This is a genomic window from Ruegeria sp. HKCCD4315, assembly GCF_013112245.1.
In the GTDB taxonomy this organism is placed as follows: Bacteria; Pseudomonadota; Alphaproteobacteria; order Rhodobacterales; family Rhodobacteraceae; genus Ruegeria.
Genome location: NZ_WVRN01000001.1, coordinates 2,983,988 through 3,008,250 on the forward strand (window position 1 = coordinate 2,983,988; position 24,263 = coordinate 3,008,250).

The following is a 24,263-nucleotide window of genomic DNA, read 5'->3' on the forward strand; positions in this document are numbered from 1 at the left end:
TATGCTGTCGAGCTTACTCGCGGCTTTCCGGTGTTTCCACCAGAACGTCCAGCTCATCGCCAACCATGTCGTCGTCGAAGGTCGGTGCAGCCAGAGCAGCGGCGGCTTCGGCCTCTTCCCGGCGGGCTTCGATGACCACGTTGTCACGCGACTGCGCGATGTGGCGGACAGCCTGAGTTGCTCCACCGGTACCGGCAGGGATCAGACGACCAACGATGACGTTCTCTTTCAGGCCAACCAGCTTGTCCTTCTTGCCCTGAACCGAAGCTTCGGTCAGCACGCGGGTGGTTTCCTGGAACGACGCCGCCGAGATGAACGAACGTGTCTGCAGCGAGGCTTTGGTGATCCCCAACAGGATCGGCTCGCCCTGTGCCGGACGACCACCACGCGAAAGGGTCTTCTCGTTGGCTGCGTCGAACTCCTGCTTATCGACATGCTCGCCTTTCAGCAGGGTGGTGTCGCCTGAATCCAGGATCTCCCACTTCTGCAGCATCTGGCGCACGATGACCTCGATGTGCTTGTCGTTGATCTTCACGCCCTGCAGACGATAGACGTCCTGCACCTCGTCGATCATGTAATCCGCCAGCGCTTCGACACCCATGATGGACAGGATGTCATGCGGAGCCGGGTTACCGTCCATCAGGTATTCACCCTTCTGGATGAAGTCCCCTTCGGCGACCGGGATGTGCTTGCCCTTGGGCACCATGTACTCGATGGTCTCCATGGACTCGTCCGCCGGTTCGATGCTGATGCGACGCTTGTTCTTGTAGTCGCGGCCAAAGCGCACGTAACCATCGGCTTCTGCGATGATCGCGTGATCTTTCGGACGACGCGCTTCGAACAGTTCGGCCACACGCGGCAGACCACCGGTGATGTCCTTGGTCTTGGCACCTTCACGCGGGATACGCGCAACAACGTCACCAGCTTCGATCTTCTGGCCGTCTTCGACCGACAGAATCGCATCGACCGACATCGGATAGTGAACCGGGTTGCCCGCGTCGTTGCGGACCGGCTCGCCATCTTCACCGACCAGAATGATCTCGGGCTTGAGGTCGCTGCCTTTGGGGGCCGCGCGCCAGTCGATCACGATCTTCTGGGTCATACCAGTTGCTTCGTCGGTCTCGTCGCGGACAGCAAGGCCCGAAACCAGATCAACGTATTTCGCGGTACCGGCTTTCTCGGCGATGATCGGCAGAGTGTAGGGATCCCATTCGAACAGCTTGTCGCCACGGGCCACTTTGGTGCCGTCTTTGACGAACAGCTTGGAGCCGTAGCCCAGCTTGAAGCTGGCACGCTCTTCGCCATGTTCGTCGTTGATTACCAGCTTCATGTTCCGGCCCATGACCAGGCTTTCGCCTGCGGCATTGACCAGGATCTGCGGGTTCTCGAACGCGACAACACCTTCCTGGTTGGCTTCCTGGAACGACTGCTGACCACCTTGCGCAACACCACCGATGTGGAAGGTCCGCATGGTCAGCTGTGTACCGGGTTCACCGATCGACTGGGCGGCAATGATGCCAACAGCTTCACCTGTGTTCACCATGGTACCACGCGCAAGGTCACGACCGTAGCAGGTTGCACAGACGCCTTCTTCGGACTCACAGGTCAGAGGCGAACGGATGCGCATCGACTGAACACCGGCTTCGTCGATGGTGTCGGCCATACGTTCGTCGATCAGCTGACCTGCTGCGACGATCACCTCATCTGTGCCCGGACGCAGAACATCGTCAGCAGCGACACGGCCCAGCACACGTTCGGCCAGCGAGGCGACAACCTCACCGTCGTTCACGGCTGCTTCTGCAGTGATCGCACGCTCGGTGCCACAGTCGATCTCACGAACGATACAGTCTTGCGCCACGTCCACCAGACGACGGGTCAGGTAACCCGAGTTCGCCGTCTTCAGAGCGGTATCCGACAGACCCTTACGGGCACCGTGGGTCGAGTTGAAGTACTCGAGAACGGTCAGACCTTCTTTAAAGTTCGAGATGATCGGCGTTTCGATGATGTCACCGTTCGGCTTGGCCATCAGACCGCGCATACCGCCCAGCTGTTTCATCTGAGTGACCGAGCCACGCGCACCCGAGTGGGCCATCATGTAGACCGAGTTCGGTTCCTGTTCCGAGCCGTCCTCTGCCCGATCCGACGACGAGATCGTCGACATCATAGCCTCGGTGACGCGATCGTTACACTTCGACCAGGCATCGACAACTTTGTTGTACTTTTCACCCTGAGTAATCAGGCCGTCCATGTACTGCTGTTCAAAGTCTTTCACCTGACCGCGGGTGTCATCAACGATGCCCCACTTGTCACCCGGAATGACCATGTCGTCCTTACCAAACGAGATGCCAGCCTTGAACGCTTCTTTGAAGCCCATCGACATGATCTGGTCACAGAAGATAACCGACTCTTTCTGACCGCAGTAACGGTAGACGGTGTCGATCACCTGCTGCACTTCTTTCTTCCGCAGCAGACGGTTGACCAGCTCGAACGGCGCTTTGTTGTTCATCGGCAGCAAGGCACCCAGACGCAGACGGCCCGGAGTGGTTTCATAGCGCTTCTGAACTTCGTTGCCTTCGTCGTCGATCTGCGTGATCCGCGCGGTGATTTTCGAGTGCAGATGCACCTCACCCGCGTCCAGCGCGTGCTGAACTTCTTCGATCGAGCCAAAGACCTTGCCTTCGCCCGGCATGCCTTCACGTTCCAGGGTCACATAGTACAGACCCAGGATCATATCCTGCGACGGAACGATGATCGGTGCGCCGTTTGCAGGCGACAGAACGTTGTTCGTCGACATCATCAGAACACGGGCTTCCAGCTGCGCCTCAAGGCTCAGCGGGACGTGAACGGCCATTTGGTCCCCGTCGAAGTCAGCGTTAAAGGCCGAACAGACCAGCGGGTGCAGCTGAATGGCTTTACCTTCGATCAGGACCGGCTCGAACGCCTGAATGCCAAGACGGTGCAGCGTCGGCGCACGGTTCAGCATGACAGGGTGTTCGCGGATCACCTCGTCGAGGATATCCCACACTTCGGGACGCTCTTTCTCGACCAGTTTCTTCGCCTGTTTCACGGTCGAAGACAGACCCTTGGCTTCAAGGCGTGAGTAGATGAACGGCTTGAACAGTTCCAGCGCCATCTTCTTGGGCAGACCACACTGGTGCAACTTCAGCTCGGGCCCGGTCACGATGACCGAACGGCCCGAGAAGTCGACACGTTTACCCAGAAGGTTCTGACGGAAGCGGCCCTGCTTGCCTTTCAGCATGTCCGACAGCGATTTCAGCGGACGCTTGTTGGCACCGGTAATCACGCGGCCGCGACGGCCGTTGTCGAACAGAGCATCCACGGATTCCTGCAGCATCCGCTTTTCGTTGCGGACGATGATGTCAGGCGCACGCAGCTCGATCAGACGCTTCAGACGGTTGTTCCGGTTGATGACGCGGCGATACAGATCGTTCAGATCCGAGGTCGCAAAACGGCCACCATCCAGCGGAACCAGCGGACGCAGTTCCGGCGGAATGACCGGGATCACGGTCATTACCATCCATTCGGGACGGTTACCCGACTCGAGGAAGGATTCAACAACCTTCAGACGCTTGATGATCTTCTTGGGCTTCAGCTCTCCGGTTGCTTCGGCCAGATCAGCGCGCAGCTGCTCGGCTTCGGCTTCCAGATCGATCTGGGCCAGCATCTCGCGGATGGCTTCGGCACCAATGTTGGCGGTGAACGCGTCCATGCCATAGGCATCCTGCGCATCCATGTACTCTTCTTCAGTCAGCATTTGGCCGTAGGTCAGGTCAGTCAGACCGGGCTCGATGACGACGTAGTTTTCAAAGTACAGAACGCGTTCCAGATCGCGCAGCGTCATGTCCAGCATCAGACCGATGCGGGACGGCAGCGATTTCAGGAACCAGATATGCGCAACAGGCGCGGCCAATTCGATGTGGCCCATACGCTCGCGGCGGACTTTCTGCAGGGTGACTTCCACACCGCATTTCTCGCAGACAACGCCGCGATACTTCATCCGCTTATACTTGCCGCACAGACATTCGTAATCTTTGATCGGGCCAAAGATACGCGCGCAGAACAGGCCGTCACGTTCAGGCTTGAACGTCCGGTAGTTGATGGTTTCGGGTTTCTTGATCTCGCCATAGGACCAAGACAGGATCCGCTCGGGCGACGCCAGCGAGACTTTGATCTCGTCAAAGACCTTCGGGGGCGTCAGCGGGTTGAACGGGTTGTTGGTGATTTCCTGGTTCATTTGTTACCTCAAATCTTGCGGAAGGGGGGACGGGAGAAAGGGCAGCGCCCTTACTCCTCAACCTCCGCATCCAGGAGTTCCATATTCAGGCCGAGGCCACGGACTTCTTTCACCAGAACGTTGAACGATTCCGGTACGCCCGCTTCAAAGTTATCCTCGCCCTTGACGATCGACTCATAGACCTTGGTCCGGCCGGCGACGTCATCCGATTTCACGGTGAGCATCTCCTGCAGGGTGTAGGCGGCGCCGTAAGCTTCCAGAGCCCAGACCTCCATCTCACCAAAGCGCTGACCACCGAACTGCGCCTTACCACCCAGCGGCTGCTGGGTCACCAGGCTGTACGGCCCGGTCGAACGCGCGTGGATCTTGTCGTCCACAAGATGGTGCAGTTTCAGCAGGTACTTGATGCCCACGGTGACCGGACGTGCAAATTGCTCGCCGGTACGACCGTCGAACAGAACCGACTGACCGCTTTCCGAGAAGCCCGCACGCACCAGCGCGTCGTTGACGTCAGCCTCTTTGGCACCGTCAAAGACCGGGGTTGCGATCGGAACACCGCGGGTCACGTTGCCCGCAGCCTCGATCAGGCCATCCTCGTCCAGACCGGTGATGCCTTCTTCGTAGACATTCTCGCCATAGGCCAGCTTCATCGCTTCGCGCACCGGGGTCAGGTCGCCGGACCGGCGATATTCACCCAGAGCCTCATCGATGTTCAGACCCAGACCGCGCGCGGCCCAACCCATATGGGTTTCAAGGATCTGACCGACGTTCATACGCGAAGGCACACCCAGCGGGTTCAGACAGAAATCAACCGGCGTACCATCGGCCAGGAACGGCATGTCTTCCATCGGAACAACCTTGGAGATCACACCTTTGTTCCCATGACGACCGGCCATCTTGTCGCCCGGCTGCAGCTTGCGCTTCACGGCGATGAAGACTTTGACCATCTTCATCACACCCGGCGGCAGATCGTCGCCACGACGGACCTTCTCGACCTTGTCTTCGAAACGGGCGTCCAGAGCGCGTTTCTGCACTTCGTACTGCTCGTTCAGAGCCTCAACGATCTGTGCGTCCTGCTCACCTTCCAGCGCCAGCTGCCACCACTGACCACGGGTCAGGGTTTCCAGCAGGTCCTCGGTGATAACCGACCCTGCCTTGACGCCTTTCGGGCCTTTGACAGCGGTTTTGCCAAGGATCAGGCCTTGCAGACGTGCATAGATGTTGCGGTCCAGGATCGCCAGCTCGTCGTCCCGGTCACGGGCCAGACGTTCGACTTCCTCACGCTCGATCTGCAGCGCACGCTCGTCTTTCTCGACGCCGTGGCGGTTGAAGACGCGGACTTCCACGACCGTACCGTAATCGCCCGGCTTCACGCGCAGCGAGGTGTCGCGCACGTCAGATGCTTTTTCACCAAAGATGGCGCGCAGCAGCTTTTCTTCCGGGGTCATCGGGCTTTCGCCCTTCGGAGTGATCTTGCCGACCAGAATATCGCCCGGTTCAACATCTGCGCCGATGTAAACGATGCCCGCCTCGTCGAGGTTGCGCAGCGCTTCTTCACCAACGTTCGGGATGTCGCGGGTGATCTCTTCCGGGCCGAGCTTGGTGTCACGGGCGGCGACTTCGAATTCCTCGATATGGACCGAGGTAAAGACGTCATCACGCGCGATACGTTCGCTGATCAGGATCGAGTCTTCGTAGTTGTAACCGTTCCACGGCATGAACGCGACGACCACGTTCTTACCCAGAGCCAGTTCACCCATATCGGTCGACGGACCGTCGGCGATGACCTCGCCCTTCTGGACGGTGTCACCTACCTTGATCAGCGGACGCTGGTTGATGCAGGTGTTCTGGTTCGAGCGCTGGAACTTGCGCAGACGATAGATGTCAACGCCAGCGTCGCCCAGTTCCAAATCCTCGGTGGCGCGGATAACGATACGCTGGGCATCGACCTGGTCGATGATACCGGCGCGTTTCGCCTGAATCGCAGCACCCGAGTCGATCGCAACCTTTTCCTCGATACCGGTACCGACCAGCGGTGCTTCGGCCCGCAGCAGCGGAACCGCCTGACGTTGCATGTTCGAGCCCATCAGAGCGCGGTTGGCGTCGTCATTTTCAAGGAACGGGATCAGCGATGCAGCAACCGATACCAGCTGTTTCGGCGACACGTCGATCAGGTCCACATTCTCGCGCGGTGCGAGGGTGTAGTCACCGGCCTGACGGGTCGAAACCAGATCATTGATGAACTTGCCATCGGCATCCAAGGTCGCGTTCGCCTGCGCCACGGTGTGACGCATTTCCTCGGTCGCGGACATGTAGTGAACCTCATCGGTCACCTCGGCGTCTTTGACGACGCGATACGGTGTTTCGATGAAGCCATACTTGTTCACGCGAGCAAAGGTGGCCAGCGAGTTGATCAGACCGATGTTCGGACCTTCCGGCGTTTCAATCGGGCACATCCGACCATAGTGGGTCGGGTGTACGTCGCGAACCTCAAAGCCCGCACGCTCACGTGTCAGACCACCGGGGCCAAGCGCCGAGAGACGGCGTTTGTGGGTGACTTCCGACAGCGGGTTGGTCTGGTCCATGAACTGCGACAGCTGCGACGAACCGAAGAATTCGCGGACAGCAGCCGCAGCAGGTTTCGCGTTGATCAGGTCCTGAGGCATGACGGTGTCGATTTCAACCGACGACATACGCTCTTTGATCGCGCGCTCCATGCGCAGCAGGCCAACGCGGTACTGGTTTTCCATCAGTTCGCCGACCGAACGTACACGGCGGTTGCCGAGGTGGTCGATATCGTCCACGTCGCCTTTGCCGTCACGCAGTTCCACCAGCGCCTTGATGCAGGCCACGATGTCTTCGCGGCGCAGAGTGCGCAGGGTGTCCGGCGCGTCCAGAGCCAGACGCATGTTCATTTTCACACGGCCAACGGCGGACAGGTCATAACGCTCGCTGTCGAAGAACAGCGTGTCGAACAGGGCCGACGCAGCTTCGACGGTGGGCGGCTCGCCCGGACGCATGACGCGGTAGATGTCCATCAGCGCGGTTTCGCGGCTCATGTTCTTGTCCTGAGCCATGGTATTGCGCATGTACGGACCAACATTGACGTTGTCGATGTCCAGAACCGGGATGTCGGTGATGCCCGCATCGATCAGCTCTTTCACGGTGCCGCCAATCAGGTCGCCGTCTTTGTCGTATTCCAGGGTCAGCTCATCACCGGCTTCGACATAGATCGCGCCGTTTTCTTCGTTGATGATGTCCTTGGCGACAAATTTGCCAACGATGTGATCGAACGGAACCAGCAGGTCGGTGACGGTGCCTTCGTCGATCAGCTTCTTGACCGCGCGCGGGGTGACTTTCTTGCCGGCCTCAGCAATCACTTCACCGGATTTGGCGTCGACCAGATCATAGGTCGGGCGTGTACCACGCACACGCTCGGGGAAGAATGGCGTGACCCAGCCCTTCTTCTTGTCCAGCTTGTAGGACACGGTGTTGTAATACGCGTCCATGATCGCTTCCTGGTCCAGACCCAACGCATAAAGCAGGGTTGTCACAGGCAGCTTACGGCGACGGTCGATACGGGCGAACACGATGTCCTTGGCGTCGAACTCAAAGTCCAGCCAGCTGCCGCGATACGGGATGATGCGGCAGGCAAACAGCAGCTTGCCCGAGGAATGGGTCTTGCCCTTGTCGTGGTCAAAGAACACACCGGGCGAGCGGTGCATTTGGGATACGATCACACGCTCGGTCCCGTTCACGACAAAAGTGCCATTCGGTGTCATCAAGGGCATATCGCCCATGAAGACATCCTGTTCCTTGATGTCTTTTACCGATTTCGCGCCGGTGTCCTCGTCGACATCAAACACGATCAGTCGCAGAGTGACCTTCAGCGGCGCGCTGTAGGTCATGTCGCGCTGCATACACTCTTCGACGTCATATTTGGGTTTTTCCAGATCGTATTTCACGAACTCCAGAACGGAGGTTTCGTTGAAATCCTTGATCGGGAAAACCGACTGGAACACACCCTTGATGCCTTCGCCGTCTGTTGGCTGCTCTGCATCGCCGGAGCGCAGGAAAAGATCATAAGAAGATTTCTGTACCTCAATAAGGTTCGGCATCTCCAGCACTTCGCGGATTTTGCCGTAGTATTTACGAAGACGTTTCTGGCCAAGGAACGTTTGAGCCATGTCAGATGTCACCTTTCGATGTTCTCAGCGGGCAAAGACACCGTCGGGCCCCGGCATCTTGCACAATCGAGACAACACGTCCGGATCAATTCATGGCCACCGTCCCGAAGGCGGCCTCCCGATCCGAAAACCGTGTCTTAGAAAACGCCCCACATTTTGAGGCCCTTTCTAAGACAGGTTCGGCTGGACCCGGATTTCTCCGGACCCAGCCAAATTTTTCGGCGCATCAGCGATGCACCTGAGACTAAGCTTAGGCCAGCTCGACTTCGGCGCCAGCTGCTTCCAGCTTGGCTTTGACGTCTTCTGCTTCTGCTTTGTCCACGCCTTCTTTGATCTTGCCGCCGGCTTCGACCAGTTCCTTGGCTTCTTTCAGGCCCAGGCCGGTGATGCCGCGAACTTCTTTGATGACGTTGATTTTCGATGCGCCGGCGTTCTTCAGAACGACGTCGAATTCGGTTTTTTCTTCCTCAGCTGCACCGCCGGCGTCGCCGCCTGCTGCAACCATTACGGCGCCGCCAGCTGCGGGCTCGATGCCGTATTCGTCTTTGAGGATGGTTTTCAGTTCTTGTGCTTCCAGCAGGGTCAGACCCACGATGCTTTCTGCGAGTGCTTTCAGATCAGCCATTGTATTAGCTCTTTCCGTTTTACAGTGTGTGTTCCAACGTCAGGGCATATGCCCCACGCAGATCATTCAGTGCCAACCGCTTACGCAGCTTCCGCCTTCTCTTCGATGGTGGAAAGGATGCTTGCGATGTTGCTTGCAGGTGCGCCAATCGCGCCGGCGATGTTCGAAGCAGGTGCGCCAATGCAGCCCACGATCGAAGCAATAAGCTCCTCGCGAGACGGCATTTTCGAAACTGTTTCGACGCCTTTGCGGTCCAGAGCGTTCTCACCCATTGCACCGCCGAGGATCTCAAAATTCTTGTTATCCTTGGCGAAGTCCTCGGCCACCTTGGCTGCTGCCACAGGGTCCTCGGAATAGGTCAGAACGGTCATCCCTGTCAGCAGGTCGGCCATGCTTTCACACGGCTTACCCTCAAGGGCGATTTTGGCGAGCCTGTTTTTGGCAACACGCACGGAACCACCCGCGTCACGAGCACGTGCGCGAAGATCCTGCATCTCGGCAACTGTCAGACCGGCGTAGTGAGCAACCACTACGACGCCAGAGCTTTCGAAGATTTGGCCGAGTTCCTCGACCACTTTCTCTTTCTGGGCTCTATCCACAGTTCTCTCCAAGTTTGGGGCGATACCTCACCCCGGCTCATATTTGCCGCAGCTTTCGCTCCGGCGTTCAGGTCCGTTATTACGGGATTGGCCAAAATGCGCCCGAGGGTGGGACCCTCAGAATTCTTTGGTCTTACCCGTCTCAGGCAGGGAATTAAGGGACCGAATGGACCCACCCACCGTCTTGGACGAAACGAAAGAAAGCGCACGACGAATCGCACGCTTTATTCCGCAGGTCTACTTAGGGCAGATAGGCGGGGTTTCCAAGGGGTAAATTTGCGTCAATCGCAAGCGTACTTTCACATTCATCGAAGCGGGTAAGTTTCATCTCAACATTGCTTCCGGATTCGGCGATCACGGCCAAAAGTGCCTAGCCTTCCTCAACACCGCTTGGGAACCCAATTCAAACTCAAATGCTTATGATGACCCTCAGAAATTTCCAGGGTCTCAAGCAGAACGAATGGAAAGTGATTTTGACTGACTAAGTTCTCTCGGCGCCGATCAGGTGCGTAAACGGATAGTCACAAAAAGATGTCGCTGCGGTAACGTCTTTCAATAACCTTTTGATCATTCCCGGATCAAGAGAGCCAATCTTCGAATGATGAGGCCAAAGTGAACGCCCAAAACTCGGGTTCAGGAGTATCTGTGGGCTGCAAGGACATCGATGGAATTTCCCGCTCGGCCAAATTGGGAAGACCGCGCCCCATCCAACTGGCCAATGAACCACCTTCATCCGCTGACACGGCAGCCGCAAAAACGAACGCGTCATCGCGCGCGCCAACACCCGCAGACAACGCATCGTCAGTAGAACGGAATGAAACCCCTGTATCCACGATTTGCAAACTACCACTCGCAACCGCTGCGATCGCGTTGACCAAAGCCGGGCTTCCAGGTGTGTTTGCAGTGACTGTGGTCGCAACAGTGCCCGGCAGTTCACCCTTCATTTGCTCGATAAGGTCAGGGTTCAATCTGCGTGCGCAATATCCACACATTGTATTCTCCAAGAATGCCACCTGACAGGCCCACGATCCCGTCTGGCTGAAATAGAATTTCTACGTTCGTTATTCGAGAATTACGGCAGTTTTTGGGCTACCAACTCAAAACCTAACTTTACCCTTGCACCAGTATGGTTTGCATAAAAGGCCGAGCGTGTGAAGTTTCTAAATTTGCTGCAAAAAGTTGGCCCTTCTGTGAAGGCATGGATTGGACCTAAAAAGACACAAGAAAAATCCCGGGCAGTTCGCACCACCCGGGATCAATTCTTCTAAGCTGAATGCCGGGGCTTATTCGCCCGAAGCTTCCGCAACATCCAGTGTCACGCCCGGGCCCATGGTCGAGCTCAGCGCGATTTTCTTCATGTAGGTGCCTTTGGCGCCCGACGGCTTGGCCTTGGCAACAGCCGAGACAAAAGCGCGAACGTTTTCAACCAGCTTGGCTTCGTCAAACGACGCTTTGCCAACGCCAGCGTGCACAACGCCGCCTTTTTCCGCCTTGAACTGAACTTCACCGCCCTTGGCTGCTTCCACGGCCGCTTTCACGTCCATGGTCACGGTGCCAACTTTGGGGTTCGGCATCAGGTTACGGGGGCCCAGAACTTTACCCAGACGACCGACGATCGGCATCATGTCCGGGGTGGCAATGCAGCGATCGAATTCGATGGTGCCGCCCTGAATGGTTTCCATCAGGTCCTCTGCGCCAACGATATCTGCGCCAGCTTCTTTCGCTTCGTCAGCCTTGGGGCCGCGAGCGAACACAGCAACGCGCATCGCTTTACCGGTGCCGTTCGGCAGGCCAACAACGCCGCGAACCATCTGGTCTGCGTGACGAGTGTCAACGCCCAGGTTCATCGCGATTTCGATGGTCTCGTCGAATTTCGAGGTTGCGTTGCCTTTGACCAGGGCAACAGCTTCTTCAACCGACAGGTTTTCCTTGCCGGCGACAGCTTCGCGCGCAGCGCGGGTACGTTTACCGAGTTTTGCCATCTTACTTCACCTCGATGCCCATAGAGCGGGCCGAGCCCAGGATGATCTGCATTGCGCCTTCGACGTCGTTGGCGTTCAGATCTTTCATTTTGGCTTCGGCGATTTCGCGAACCTGCTTCGAGGTCACGGTTGCCACGGTCTCACGACCTGGGTTTTCCGCGCCACGGGGGCGGTTACGCTTGCCGACCGGCTTCAGACCAGCTGCTTTTTTCAGGTAGTAAGACGCGGGCGGCGTCTTGATGTCCATGGTGAAGGACTTGTCCTGATAATAGGTGATCACGGTCGGGCAAGGAGCGCCGGGCTCCATGTCTGCTGTCTTGGCGTTGAACGCCTTGCAGAATTCCATGATGTTGATACCGCGCTGACCCAGCGCTGGACCAACTGGCGGCGACGGGTTCGCCTGACCTGCAGGAACCTGCAGCTTCATTGTACCAGCAAGCTTCTTGGCCATTTGGTTTTCCTTTCAACTTAGGCAGGACGCGTCCCACCCAGATTATGTTGCGTGGTTCGGACCGGGATCGCGATCCCAGCACCCTCCCACGAGAGAATCTCGCCCGAAGACGATAGAGGCGGCATTTATAGCGGAAAGGTGACGTTGGCAAGAGGATCCCGCCGTATTCCTGAACCATACCTGCACTAGCCAAACCAAACGTTGCGACAGACTGGAGCGGCTTAGAAGTTACCTAATTTGAATACAAAAGTTGCGTACGAACCGCCGACGGTTATCTTAGGGCAACTTAGTTAAAGAAGGGGCGGTCTGGGATGGCATCATCTCGACGAGGCAAGGGACTACTGATTTGTGCTCTTTTTGCTGTGTTGCCGGGGTGCGGCAGCAAAGCACAAGATCAGGGCACAGTATCCGAGACAGTTGCCCAATCAGAAGCATCCCAAAACGCTTCCTCACGCAACACGGCAGGCATTGATCCCGCTACCTATGCCGGTCGCTTTCAGGTAAAATTGACCAAAGAAGTTCCTCTGCGCGATATTCCCGTTCCCTTCACCGTCTACGGTGGTCTAGAGGAATCCAGCCCAACCCGACTGCGATTGCGCGCGTTCATGGATTTGCGCGGATTGCAGGAAAAGGCGCCCCAGATTTTGACGGGCCCCCTGGAAGAAAGTTGTAAGCGTCAAATCTATCTTGAGGTTCGAGACGTTACTGCCATAGGCGAAACTGTAAAGGTTGAGGGGTCAGCTCGTGCTCAGTTCACACGATGCAAGCGGAATGAAGAAGCGGGCTTTCGGTATTTCGGGGCCACGGTGGATGCGGTCGCTGTCGCCAAGGCAGAAGTGAAGGGTCAATGCCTTACATTCAGCATCGAAAGTGCCGATCTCAGCCCGCGCGGATTTATCGGTGCTGTCACCAACTTTTTCGGCCTGACAAACCGCATCAACGAAGCGGTCCTTGAAAAGGGTGGAGAGTTTTTGGCGGCCAATCCGGTTTGTCCGCCACTGCCCGAAGAATTCTCTGTTCTTGATCCGAATTACGAATCTGGCGGAACGCGCGAAATCGCACCCGGAGGATTGGGCGCCGCTGTTGTCGGATCAGCGGATGTAAGTGCTGAGACAATTGTGAAAGTCCTTGCAGGTCTGAAAGAACTTGGCGTGTTGGAGTTTGCTGAATGAGACTTTGGTTTATCCTCCCCGCCTTTTTGGCATCTTTTCTGGACGCCCGCGTACCCGACGCGCAGCAAGTGGACTTTGTCATCGATGCGACACTGCCCGTTCGCGATACAGAATTGCCATATACACTTGATCTGAATCTCACCGCCGCTGCGCCCACTCGGATAGGGGTCGGTGCCCTTCTCGACCTGCGCGAAGTTCAAAAGGTTGTGCCCGAGCGGTTGGCTGACAATGCAATCGTCGACAATTGTGGCCTGCAGGTCCGACTAGATGATTTGAGCTTTAAGGCCGAAGACCAAACAATAGATTTGGATGGCGATGTGACCATCACGATCTTTGAATGCAGCCGCACCGGTGAACGCAACTTTGAACGCGGTGAAGAAAAAAGATCGATCCTGGCCAGCTTGTCCACCGAAGCGACTGTCGAAGTGCGGGACAACTGCGCCTATTTCAAGCTTATTGATCTTACTCTAACGGCCCCCGAAGAACAGCGAGAGCAACTGCTGGAAGATGACACTTTAGACTCTGTGAAGGAGTTGATGTTGGCAGCAGTGGATCTTGCACTGAACGACACTCCTTTGTGCCCGGAACTCCCGGCAGAGCTTGCGTCACTTGACCCAGCCTACGACAAAGGCGGCCCGCGCGAGATCGCAGAAGGTGGTGTTGGCGTTTTCCTTGAAGGCTCAGTTGACGTCAGCCCTTCGACAATCCTCGACATTCTGACAGTGCTTCAACAACAAGAACTTATACCGGGTCGACCCTAGCGCAGACTAAACCTTGCCTGTCGAACCTCTCTTTGTTCTGGTTGGAAGACTGGGGCGTCAAAACAACAAACGCCGCGCTGCTCGAAGCACCGCGGCGTCTAATACAAGTGGAGAGCAATTAGCTCTGCTTTGTTACCTGCGTGAAGTCCAGTTCGACCGGTGTCTCGCGACCAAAAATCGAAACCGAGACTTTCAACTTCTGAGCTTCGTCGTCCACGCCTTCGACCATGCCGTCGAAATCCTCGAACGGGCCGTCGTTGACCTTGACCTTTTCGCCCACCTCGAAGGTGATCATCAGTTTCGGCGCTTCTTCGCCTTCCTGAACGCGGTTGAGGATCTGGTTCACTTCGGCATCGCGCATCGGCATCGGGCGGCCTTGCGGGCCAAGGAAACCGGTGACGCGGTTGATCGAATTGATCAGGTGATAGCCCTGATCCGACATTTCCATATGCACCAGCACGTAGCCGGGCATAAAGCGGCGCTCGGTTGTGACCTTCTTGCCGCGGCGCACTTCGATCACCTCTTCGGTGGGCACCAGTACTTCGTCGATATCGTCCTCAAGGCCCTGCTCAACCACCGACGTGCGGATCTGTTCTGCGATCTTCTTTTCGAAATTCGAAAGAACGCTGACCGAGTACCACCGTTTCGCCATGAACCTGTCGTCCTTGTCTGTCTTCGGGGTATCGGATGTGCCGGATACGCCCGTCATTGAAATCTTATCACGTCATCCGGAATAAAAAGCGGCGCGCAGCCCGAATCGCCACACGCCCATTCCGAATAGTCCTGCGTCAACTACTCTGACATTGCCCGCAGTGCAAGAGGGCTGCAGCGTTTCGGCGCTTAGCTGAACGCGCCTAGGATCAGCTGAAGACCACCCCGGATGCCCAGATCGACCAACGCAAAGAATACAGCCGTAAGCGCCGCCATGATGAAAACCATAACCGTGGTCAACAGCACCTCGCGCCGGGTCGGCCAGACGACCTTGGACACTTCGGCACGGACTTGCTGAATGAACTGAATCGGGTTGGTGGTGGCCATTTGGCGTGTTCTCTCTGCTAGCGGGTGGCATGGACATAACCGGGCATTGCGGCAATTTCAAGGGCAGTTGGATCAACTCTGCCCAACGCGGTCAGGGTTTGGGTTTGTCGTCCCATTCATCGCTCAGGATCCGGCGCGCATCGCCTTCGGGGTCTTCGTACTGGTTTGAACGAACAGTATAGATAAAGGCGACCAAACCAACGCCGCCCAGCAACAAAGAAATCGGTATGAGATAGGCAAGAACTTCCATCTGGTTTACCTCAGCCGCAGAGCGTTGAGCGACACGGTGATCGAAGAGGTCGACATCGCCAAAGCTGCGATCAATGGAGTTGCAAGCCCAATCACCGCCAAAGGAACGGCAATCACGTTGTAAACTGTCGCTATGCGGAAGTTTTCGCGAATGCGTTTTGTCGCTTTGACCGCCGTGTCGCACGCATCCGCGATGGGGCTCAGGTCATTGCCCAACAACACAATGTCCGACGCCACCCGTGCGGCATCCAACGCCGATGCCGGTGAGATCGAAACATGCGCCGCCGCCAAGGCCGCTGTGTCATTCAGACCGTCGCCCACCATCAGGACATAGTGACCCTGATCGCTGAGATCCTGAATGCGCTGCGCCTTGTCCTGCGGCAATGCCTCGGCAATCCAGTCGGTGATCCCCAGCTTTTCAGCCAGTGTGCACACAGCCCCCTGCGAGTCGCCGGACATCAGGACCACATGCTTGCCAGCGGAACGCAAAGCGTCGACCGCCTCGGCCGCACCCGGGCGCAACGCGTCCGAGAAGCGGAACGCCACAGGTGCGTGATCACCAATCGACAGCCAGGCTGAGGTTTCACTGCCCTGCTCGGCCCCGACCCAAGCGGCCCGGCCCAAACGCACACGTTGACCACGGTAATCACCTTCGGTGCCGTAACCCGGAACCTCAACGACGCCCCGCACGCTGGCAGGCTTGATCCCGGCCTCACGCGCGGCTTTCGCCAAAGCCACAGACAAAGGATGTGCCGACGCCTCGGCCAGCGCCAGAGCGACTTCGACTTTTGCGCGGGCATGTTCCCCAAGATTGACCAGTTCCGGCGCACCTGATGTCAGAGTGCCCGTTTTGTCGAACACCACCGTGTCTGCCTCGGACAGACGTTCCAATGCGGTTGCATGTTTGATCAACATACCTTTGCGGAATAACCGGCCAGACGCCGCCGTTGTCACCGCTGGAACGGCCAAACCCAGAGCACATGGGCAGGTGATAATCAGAACCGCCGCCGCGATATTCAACGCCGTGCGGATATCGCCGGAATAAATGTACCAGCCCAGAAAGCTGAGCGCTGATAGGATGTGAACGCCCGGCGCATAAAGCTTGGCCGCCTTGTCAGCCAAAGAGGTATAGCGCGAACGACCGGATTCAGCGATGGCCACCAGATCCGCCATACGGTGCAGCGACGTATCCTCGCCCACTGCTGTTGCGCGCAGGGTCAAGGGACCAGTCAGGTTGACCTCACCCGCACTGACCAACTGGCCGATTTCGGCAAATACAGGCACCGTTTCCCCGGTCAGTAGCGAGCGGTCGAGTTCGGACTGGCCAGACACGATCTCACCATCCACAGGCATCCGACCGCCGGGGCGCACAAGGATCAAATCGCCAACTTTCAGATCAGCAACTGCGATTTCATGTTCTACGCCATCCACCAAACGGATCGCGCGCGGCACCTCAAGCGCGGTTAGTTCTTCGGCGGCGGAACGGGCTGCGGCACGGGTGCGGTAATCCAGATAACGTCCCGCCAGCAGGAAGAAGGTGAGGGTCAGGGCCGCATCGAAATAGGCGTGCTCGCCACTCAACGCGGTTTCCCAAAGCGATGTGACCAGCGCCAACAAGATCGCCAACACAATGGGCACATCCATGTTCAGGCGGCGCACCCGCAAGGCGCTCAACGCATTGGAAAAGAAGGGCTGGGCTGAAAACGCGATGGCAGGCAGAGCAATCGCGGCAGAAATCCAGTGGAACATGTCCCGCGTGGCGTCAGTGGCCCCGGACCAGACCGAAACCGACAACAGCATGACGTTCATGGAGGCAAACCCGGCCACCGCCAGGCGCATCAGCAAGTCGCGCCCTGCCTTGTCCGTCTGAGTGGCCGACAAGGCACCCGGATCAAGCTCGTGCGCTTCAAAACCGGCTTTCTCAAGCACTGGGATCAGATCGACAGCGCGCGTTTCAGGCGCTGCTTTGATCATCGCGCGTTTCAGGGTCAGGTTCACCCGTGCATCTTCGACGCCGGGATGCGCGTTCAGTTCCCGCTCGACCGTTGCAATACAGGCCGAGCAGTGAATGCCCGGCAAAGACAGGGCAATCTGCACATCCTCCGGAATCGGCCGGGCGGGTTCCGCCGGTGCCGCAAGGCAGCCCGGACAGGCTGCAGTGCCGGAAGAAAGCTGCACGGTCATCGCTTACCCCTTCACATACAGCGGAACGCGCTGCGAAAATTCCGCGCCATCACTGTCCCGCGCCACCAGACGAATGTTCCAATTGCCCTCGCCCAACGTAGCTGGCGTGGCGTAGGCTGTTCCGTCAAAGGTGAAATCCGGCACGAAATCCTCGCGCACATGGGTCGCACGGCCCACAACAGCCTGCAACTCGCTGACCTGAACAGGTGCGCCGCTTTCGTCAGTGATGTGCAGGATCAGCAACCCGCCCTTGGTTTCAGCCCGTACGGTCCACCCCAGTGCTTGCTGTTCTTTCAGACGTTCGTTGAACTCCTGACTGGCCACGTATGAATTCTTGACCTCAAGCCCCGGAAAGGTTTTGACCGCGCTGTAAGCCAGCACAAGGTTCACGGTGATGATCACGCCAAAAGCGCCGATGAATACCGCCAAAGCGTGCTTTCCGGTGAATTTCCGTTCCGCCATGATCAATTCCCCCGTCCGTTAAACGTGGTGTCCTTATAGGCCCGCTCACCGCTGCTCAGATCTTCAACCCAGATGCGGACCGGCGTTGAATCCGCTCCGGCTGGGCCCGAGTCGCGGGACGAGATGATATACACACGGGTTAATTGTGCCGTATCTGCCGGAACATTCACAGTGTGCAGGTTCGTGCCTTCGATTTCCAGCCGCATGGCCGGATCCCCGGTCAGAGACAGAGTGAACAAACGATCTTCGCCATGCTTGTTGCGCAACCGCACGTCATAGGTGTTGCGAATTGTGCCATCGGACAGCGTGACAAATGTCGGGTTACGAACCGGAGCAACGGTCAGGTCAATATCCGAGCGGATGAACAAAGCGAACAGCAACGCAAAACCAACCAGCGACCACAGGGCCGTGTATAGGATCGTGCGGGCGCGGAAAATATGCGTCCACACACTTTTCGGCGGCTGCCCAGACCGCTCGCGCGTTTCATCGCTGAGGGCCATATAGTCGATCAGCCCGCGCGGCTTACCGATCTTGGCCATCATGTCATCACAGGCATCAATACACAGGGCGCAGGTGATGCATTCCAGCTGCTGACCGTCACGAATGTCGATCCCAACTGGGCAGACATTCACGCAGGCCATGCAGTCGATGCAATCCCCCAACTCGGAATCCGCTGTCCGCTTGCCTTTTCCCCTTGGTTCGCCGCGCCATTCGCGGTAGCCGACAACCAGCGTGTCCTCGTCCATCATCGCCGCCTGAATGCGTGGCCAAGGGCAGGCGTAGATGCAGATTTGCTCGCGGGCGAAACCACCAAAGAAGAACGTGGTGCCCGTCAGGATCAGCATCGTCGTATAGGCGACTGGATGCGCGTTGCCTGTGACCAGATCCACCAAAAGCGTCGGGGCGTCTGCAAAATAGAATACCCAGGCCCCACCCGTTGCCAGACCGATCAGGAACCAGACGGTCCATTTCGTGGCCCGCAGCCGGACCTTGCGGAAATCGAGCTTTTCCTGACGGTGCAGACGCAGACGGGCGTTTCGATCCCCTTCGATCCAACGTTCAACCAGAATGAACAAATCGGTCCAAACTGTTTGCGGGCAGGCATAGCCACACCAGACACGCCCCAAGGCCGAGGTGAACAGGAATAGGCCCAGACCGGCCATGATCAGCAGACCGGCGACAAAGTAGAATTCGTGGGGCCAGATTTCGATCCAGAAGAAATAGAACCGACGATTTGCCAAATCCAGCAAAACTGCCTGATCCGGCAGGCTTGGCCCGCGATCCCATCTGATCCAGGGTGTCACATAGTAGATGCCCAGTGTCACGATCAGGATGATCCATTTCAGGTTCCGAAACGGCCCTGAGACACGTCTTGGAAAGATCGGCTCTCTGGCTGCGTAAAGGCTGGGGGCGGGATCGGAATCGCTCACTGGCTGGCTCCACAAATGGGTCTTCTGAAGGCGACTTGTTCCAGATCACGGGCAAGCGAACTTTGACATGGGTCAAAACGCGCATCGAACACACATCTTTTGCAAATCAGCCGACCCTGAGTGTGTCGGAGCAGAGATGTTTTGCCCGCTTTTTCACTTATTTTAGCAGAAAAACCGCGATTGTCGCGAAAGCTGCTGTGTCGCGGGTTAGCCGCAGGTCACATACCGGCCAATTGTCGCAGCCCAAGACTACGCCCGCCTGGACGCGTCAAAGCTGCCCGCATCACTACAGACAACTCAACGAAACTGGCAGAACGTGGTAAAAGTGGGCACCGGCTGTTCAGGAAACGCGCGAACAGATGGAACAGCCGGTGCCACAGCCTTCGGGCAGCGAACTGCCCGAAGGTGTTCCTTATGGTTTACTGACCACCACCCAACTGGTGGACATAGGCCGTCACGGCGCGGATCTGCGCGTCGGTCAGGCGGTTTTCCCACGGAGGCATTACGCCAAAGCGGCTGTATGTGACTGTTTCGGTCAGAGCCTCTTCACTGCCACCGTAAAGCCAGATCGCGTCGGTCAGGTTCGGAGCGCCCTGAAAGACGTCGCCCTGGCCGTTATCGCCGTGGCAGGCAGCACAGTTGTCCTCAAAAACAACCTTGCCCGCTTGCGCCGCCGCATCGTCCGTCTGCGCATTGGTCAGCGACATGACATATTGGACAACCTGTGTGATCTCTTCGCTTTCGAGGATCTCACCAAAGGCCGGCATTTCAGAATAGCGCGCATCGTCGCTTTCTTCGTTCCGGATACCATAGGCAACGGTGTACTCGATATCTTCAAGCGAACCGCCCCACAGCCATGCATCGTCCAACAGGTTGGGGAAGCCGGGCGCGCCTTGAGCACCGGAACCGTGGCACTGTGCGCACCAGGTGCGGAATACGGCCCCGCCAGAGTTCACGGCGTATTGCTGCAACTCGGGGTCCTTCGAGATATCCTCGAGCGGTGTCTCGACCAGCTTGGCATTCCAAGGGGCGTTTGCCTCTTCGAACGAAACCAGCTCCTGCTGAACCAGCTCACGCGAGGACCATCCCAGAACACCTGCTGTTGCAGATTGAACCAGCGGCCATGCCGGGTACATGATCGTATAGATCAGACCCCAGAAGATGGTCGCATAGAAGGTCCATAGCCACCAGCGCGGCATCGGGTTGTCAAATTCCTCGATTCCATCCCAGGAATGGCCGGTTGTGTTTGGATCACCCGGCTGTTTTTCAGGTGTCTTGCTCATTGCCGCGCCTCCTTGGATGTGGCGGGTTTGTCTTGATGCCGGAACGGGATGTTGGCGGTGTCGTTGTATTCTTTGCTGGCACCGGGGCGGAACACCCAGATGATGATGCCGATAAAGAAGACGAACAACACAAGCAGCATCCAGCTATCCGCGAACTGCCGTAGGAGTGTATATTCTTCCATCACACCCTCCTTAGCGGCTTGCGTCCGGGGTGAAGGTCGAGAAATCGACCAGCGTGCCCAGCATTTGAAGATAAGCGATCAGCGCATCGGCCTCGGTCAGATCAGACTGGCCGTCGAAGTTGCGCACGTTGACTTTATCGCCATAGCGTTCCAGCAACCCGTCATAGTCGCTGTCCGGATCGGCCTGCGCGCGGAAATCGGCCACGGCGTTCTCCAGCATGTCCTCGGTATAAGGCGTTCCCACCAAAGCGTTGGCGGCCATGATGTCACCAATATACTCGCCGTCGATCTTACGGGTTTCGAGGAAGCCGTATTTAGGCATCACCGATTCCGGCACCACCGACTGTGCATCGCGCAGGTGGCGTACATGCCAGTCGTCCGAGTAGCGGCCACCGACGCGGGCCAGATCAGGCCCGGTACGCTTAGACCCCCACTGGAACGGGTGGTCATACATCGACTCAGCCGCCAGCGAGTAGTGGCCATAGCGCTCAACCTCATCCCGCATCGGGCGGATCATCTGGCTGTGGCAGACATAGCAGCCTTCGCGCAGATAGATCTCACGACCCGCCATTTCGAGTGGGGTGTAAGGGCGCATGCCCTCCACCTTTTCGATGGTGTTCTCAAGGTAGAACAGCGGGGTGATCTGAACGATGCCACCGATGGTTACGACCAGAAAGCTGAAGATCAGCAGGAGGGTCGCGTTGGTCTCGAGGATCTTATGTTTGTCGAGAATTGCCATTGCTCCGGCCCTCCTTATTCAGCCGGGACCGCGACGGTCAGGCTGGCCTCTTTGGCCGGCGCTTTCCGCACAGTCATCCACAGGTTGTAGCACATGATGACCGAGCCAGCGACGAACAGGACACCGCCCAGCGCACGCACCACATACATCGGGAATTTGGCAGCCACGGTGTCGGCGAACGAGTTCACCAGGAAGCCGTTGGCATCCACTTCACGCCACATCAGGCCTTCCATGATACCGGTGACCCACATCGACGCGGCGTAGAGCACGATGCCGATGGTGGCGAGCCAGAAGTGCCAGCTGACCATTTGCAGCGAGTACAGACGCTCACGCTTCCACAGGACAGGTACTAGGAAGTACAGCGCACCAAAGGTGATCATGCCGTTCCAGCCCAGCGCGCCCGAGTGCACGTGACCAATGGTCCAGTCGGTGTAGTGGCTGAGCGAGTTGACCGCGCGGATCGACATCATCGGGCCTTCAAAGGTGGACATGCCGTAGAAGCCAACTGAGATCACCATCATCCGGATCACAGGGTCGGTGCGCAGCTTGTCCCATGCACCCGACAGGGTCATCAGGCCGTTGATCATACCACCCCAGGACGGCATCCACAGGATCACCGAGAACACCATGCCCAGCGTCGAGGCCCAGTCAGGCAACGCGGTATAGTGCAGGTGGTGCGGACCAGCCCAGATGTACAGGAAGATCAGTGCCCAGAAGTGGATGATCGACAGCTTGTACGAGAAGACCGGACGCTCGGCCTGTTTCGGGATGAAATAGTACATCATGCCCAGGAAGCCCGCAGTCAGGAAGAAGCCCACGGCGTTGTGACCGTACCACCACTGGATCATGGCATCTTGAACACCAGACCAGACGATAACCGACTTCGAACCCCAGATGCTGACCGGAATGGTCATGTTGTTGACCAGGTGCAGCATGGCAACGGTCACGATGAACGCCAGATAGAACCAGTTCGCCACATAGATGTGGGGTTCTTTCCGTTTGATGATCGTGCCCAGATAGACAGCAAGGTAAGCAACCCAAACAACGGTCAGCCACAGGTCAACATACCATTCAGGTTCGGCATATTCCTTGGACTGTGTACCGCCCAGGATATAGCCGGTCGCGGCCAGTACGATGAACAGCTGGTAGCCCCAGAACACGAACCATGCGAGGTTGCCGCCCCACAGACGCGCGGCGCTGGTGCGCTGCACCACGTAGAACGACGTTGCGATCAGCGCGTTACCGCCAAATGCAAAAATCACCGCCGAGGTGTGCAGCGGACGCAAACGCCCAAAGTTCAAATACCCTTGCGCCCACTCGAAGTTGAGCACCGGAAACGCCAGCTGGAACGCAATAAAGGTTCCCGCCAGGAACCCTACCACACCCCAAAAGGCGGTTGCGATCACGCCGTAGCGGATCACGTCATCCATGTATTCGCCCGAGCGATCGACAAGAATATCTGGCTCTTCAGTGTTTCGAAGCGTCCAGATGAACAATCCACCGGCGATAAGCATCACCAGAATCGCATGCACCTGATACGCCAAATCGCGTGCATAATTTGATCCGATGGCGGCAAACACCACGACCAGACCAAGCACGATCAGCTTGATGTAATTCGACATATTGCGTCCCTTTGCCGTGCTTCGCGCGATTTTGATTCTTTTGACACGCGAAACCTATTTGACTGGCTGCCGTTCTGAAGCACGACAGCCGATGTTGCTTTGATCTGTATCAAGACAGTTCCCCGTTTTCTGTGACACGCATTGAGGATGAAAGAGGCCAACCGGTCGCATGAGACCATATGCCCGAACTAAGAGGTCGAAATGGCGTACAAATCCCTTCTCACTGTCATGACCGAAACGCAGACAGCTCAGACCGCACTGGCGCAGATGGTGGCGCTGGCGGATTCGCAGGATGCCCATGCCGAAGCGCTGTGCCTCGGTGTCGATCGCAGCCAGACCGGTTACTATTACGCCGGAGCCAACGCACTGATCGTTCAGGAAACACTCAGCCGGGCCAATGCCGAGGCACAAGAGTTGCTGACATTTGCCCAGGATTATCTGGGTAAATCCGGTGTTCGCTGGTCCGCCGAACACGGTGTGGCGCAGATTGCCGACATAGGGCGACATGTTGCACATCGGGCGCGGTTTTCAGATTTGGTGATCTTGCCGCATCCTTACGGCAAAGACCGTGGAGCCGAGGCCGAGCCGATTATTGAAGCGGCTATGTTCGAAGGCCATTGCCCGGTTCTGGTGGTACCTGATGACACCCCACCCCTGAAAGCGCCGCGCAATGTGATGATAGCCTGGAACGAAAGCGTCGAGGCGATGTGTGCCATCCGGCGCGCTCTGCCCTTCCTGAAAAAGGCGGAACTGGCCCGCATCGTCGTCATTGATCCGCCGCGCCACGGCCCTGACCGGTCGGATCCTGGTGGGATGCTATCTCAGATGTTGGCCCGACACGGGGTCAAATGTGAAATCGATGTCCTGAGCAAGACCATGACGCGCGTGTCGGACATTCTAAACCGCCATGCATCAGATACGGAATCGGACATGATCGTGATGGGTGCCTATGGGCATTCGCGCTTCCGCGAGGCCATACTCGGCGGGGCAACACGTAATATGCTGGAACAGTCTTCCGTCCCAGTGTTTCTGGCGCATTGAA

At 57.4% G+C, this 24,263-nt stretch carries 20 protein-coding genes; 3 read left to right on the forward strand and 17 right to left on the reverse strand.

Annotated elements, in window-relative coordinates:
* Positions 1-13: 13 nt before the first annotated feature.
* The 7 genes from rpoC to rplK form a co-directional block, all read right to left on the reverse strand.
* Positions 14-4,255, reverse strand: a complete 4,242-nt coding sequence (gene rpoC, locus GS646_RS14820; RefSeq protein ID WP_171236018.1) for a DNA-directed RNA polymerase subunit beta' — start codon at positions 4,253-4,255, stop codon at positions 14-16.
* 50 nt (positions 4,256-4,305) lie between these two features.
* A complete protein-coding gene (gene rpoB / locus GS646_RS14825; RefSeq protein ID WP_171096004.1) occupies positions 4,306-8,442 on the reverse strand; it encodes a DNA-directed RNA polymerase subunit beta in 4,137 nt (1,378 codons plus the stop codon).
* A gap of 250 nt (positions 8,443-8,692) precedes the next feature.
* On the reverse strand, positions 8,693-9,067 hold the full coding sequence (gene rplL / locus GS646_RS14830) for a 50S ribosomal protein L7/L12 (RefSeq protein WP_170446876.1): 375 nt from the start codon (positions 9,065-9,067) through the stop codon (positions 8,693-8,695).
* An 80-nt stretch (positions 9,068-9,147) separates the two neighbouring features.
* On the reverse strand, positions 9,148-9,666 hold the full coding sequence (gene rplJ / locus GS646_RS14835; RefSeq protein ID WP_170387618.1) for a 50S ribosomal protein L10: 519 nt from the start codon (positions 9,664-9,666) through the stop codon (positions 9,148-9,150).
* Between the two features lie 578 nt (positions 9,667-10,244).
* The gene (locus GS646_RS14840; protein ID WP_171678571.1) at positions 10,245-10,658 is read right to left on the reverse strand and encodes a hypothetical protein; all 414 of its coding nucleotides are present in this window, start codon (positions 10,656-10,658) and stop codon (positions 10,245-10,247) included.
* A 291-nt stretch (positions 10,659-10,949) separates the two neighbouring features.
* Positions 10,950-11,648 (reverse strand): 50S ribosomal protein L1, encoded by a 699-nt coding sequence (gene rplA, locus GS646_RS14845; RefSeq protein WP_171180094.1) that lies wholly within the window; start codon positions 11,646-11,648, stop codon positions 10,950-10,952.
* A gap of 1 nt (position 11,649) precedes the next feature.
* The gene (rplK, locus tag GS646_RS14850; protein WP_010440985.1) at positions 11,650-12,099 is read right to left on the reverse strand and encodes a 50S ribosomal protein L11; all 450 of its coding nucleotides are present in this window, start codon (positions 12,097-12,099) and stop codon (positions 11,650-11,652) included.
* A gap of 311 nt (positions 12,100-12,410) precedes the next feature.
* Here rplK and GS646_RS14855 point away from each other — a divergent pair, with 311 nt between their 5' ends.
* Both GS646_RS14855 and GS646_RS14860 read left to right on the forward strand, forming a co-directional pair.
* On the forward strand, positions 12,411-13,271 hold the full coding sequence (locus tag GS646_RS14855) for a hypothetical protein (RefSeq protein WP_171095998.1): 861 nt from the start codon (positions 12,411-12,413) through the stop codon (positions 13,269-13,271).
* The gene (locus tag GS646_RS14860) at positions 13,268-14,032 is read left to right on the forward strand and encodes a hypothetical protein (protein ID WP_171648400.1); all 765 of its coding nucleotides are present in this window, start codon (positions 13,268-13,270) and stop codon (positions 14,030-14,032) included. The genes GS646_RS14855 and GS646_RS14860 overlap by 4 nt, the downstream gene beginning before the upstream one ends.
* 118 nt (positions 14,033-14,150) lie before the next feature.
* Here GS646_RS14860 and nusG read toward each other — a convergent pair whose 3' ends face one another.
* From nusG to ccoN, 10 genes are all read right to left on the reverse strand, one after another.
* Positions 14,151-14,684 carry a transcription termination/antitermination protein NusG gene (gene nusG, locus GS646_RS14865; RefSeq protein ID WP_171096042.1) on the reverse strand — a complete coding sequence of 178 codons (534 nt, stop codon included), beginning with the start codon at positions 14,682-14,684 and terminating at the stop codon, positions 14,151-14,153.
* Between the two features lie 188 nt (positions 14,685-14,872).
* Positions 14,873-15,070: a preprotein translocase subunit SecE gene (secE, locus tag GS646_RS14870; protein WP_050605011.1), complete on the reverse strand. Its 198-nt coding sequence runs from the start codon at positions 15,068-15,070 to the stop codon at positions 14,873-14,875.
* Positions 15,071-15,161: 91 nt separating this feature from the next.
* Positions 15,162-15,320, reverse strand: a complete 159-nt coding sequence (ccoS, locus tag GS646_RS14875; RefSeq protein ID WP_074737762.1) for a cbb3-type cytochrome oxidase assembly protein CcoS — start codon at positions 15,318-15,320, stop codon at positions 15,162-15,164.
* A 5-nt stretch (positions 15,321-15,325) separates the two neighbouring features.
* Positions 15,326-17,503, reverse strand: a complete 2,178-nt coding sequence (locus tag GS646_RS14880) for a heavy metal translocating P-type ATPase (RefSeq protein WP_171648398.1) — start codon at positions 17,501-17,503, stop codon at positions 15,326-15,328.
* Positions 17,504-17,506: 3 nt separating this feature from the next.
* Positions 17,507-17,965 (reverse strand): FixH family protein, encoded by a 459-nt coding sequence (locus GS646_RS14885; RefSeq protein WP_171095992.1) that lies wholly within the window; start codon positions 17,963-17,965, stop codon positions 17,507-17,509.
* Positions 17,966-17,967: 2 nt separating this feature from the next.
* The gene (gene ccoG, locus GS646_RS14890) at positions 17,968-19,395 is read right to left on the reverse strand and encodes a cytochrome c oxidase accessory protein CcoG (protein WP_171095990.1); all 1,428 of its coding nucleotides are present in this window, start codon (positions 19,393-19,395) and stop codon (positions 17,968-17,970) included.
* 419 nt (positions 19,396-19,814) lie between these two features.
* Positions 19,815-20,678 carry a cytochrome-c oxidase, cbb3-type subunit III gene (gene ccoP / locus GS646_RS14895; protein WP_171095988.1) on the reverse strand — a complete coding sequence of 288 codons (864 nt, stop codon included), beginning with the start codon at positions 20,676-20,678 and terminating at the stop codon, positions 19,815-19,817.
* Positions 20,675-20,860 (reverse strand): cbb3-type cytochrome c oxidase subunit 3, encoded by a 186-nt coding sequence (locus GS646_RS14900; protein ID WP_171095986.1) that lies wholly within the window; start codon positions 20,858-20,860, stop codon positions 20,675-20,677. Before GS646_RS14900 ends, ccoP begins: the two co-directional genes overlap by 4 nt.
* Positions 20,861-20,870: 10 nt before the next feature.
* Positions 20,871-21,599, reverse strand: a complete 729-nt coding sequence (ccoO, locus tag GS646_RS14905) for a cytochrome-c oxidase, cbb3-type subunit II (protein ID WP_171180111.1) — start codon at positions 21,597-21,599, stop codon at positions 20,871-20,873.
* 14 nt (positions 21,600-21,613) lie between these two features.
* A complete protein-coding gene (ccoN, locus tag GS646_RS14910; RefSeq protein WP_171095983.1) occupies positions 21,614-23,221 on the reverse strand; it encodes a cytochrome-c oxidase, cbb3-type subunit I in 1,608 nt (535 codons plus the stop codon).
* Between the two features lie 201 nt (positions 23,222-23,422).
* Between ccoN and GS646_RS14915 the strand changes: the two genes are divergently transcribed.
* Positions 23,423-24,262: a universal stress protein gene (locus tag GS646_RS14915; protein WP_171095981.1), complete on the forward strand. Its 840-nt coding sequence runs from the start codon at positions 23,423-23,425 to the stop codon at positions 24,260-24,262.
* Position 24,263 lies beyond the last annotated feature (1 nt).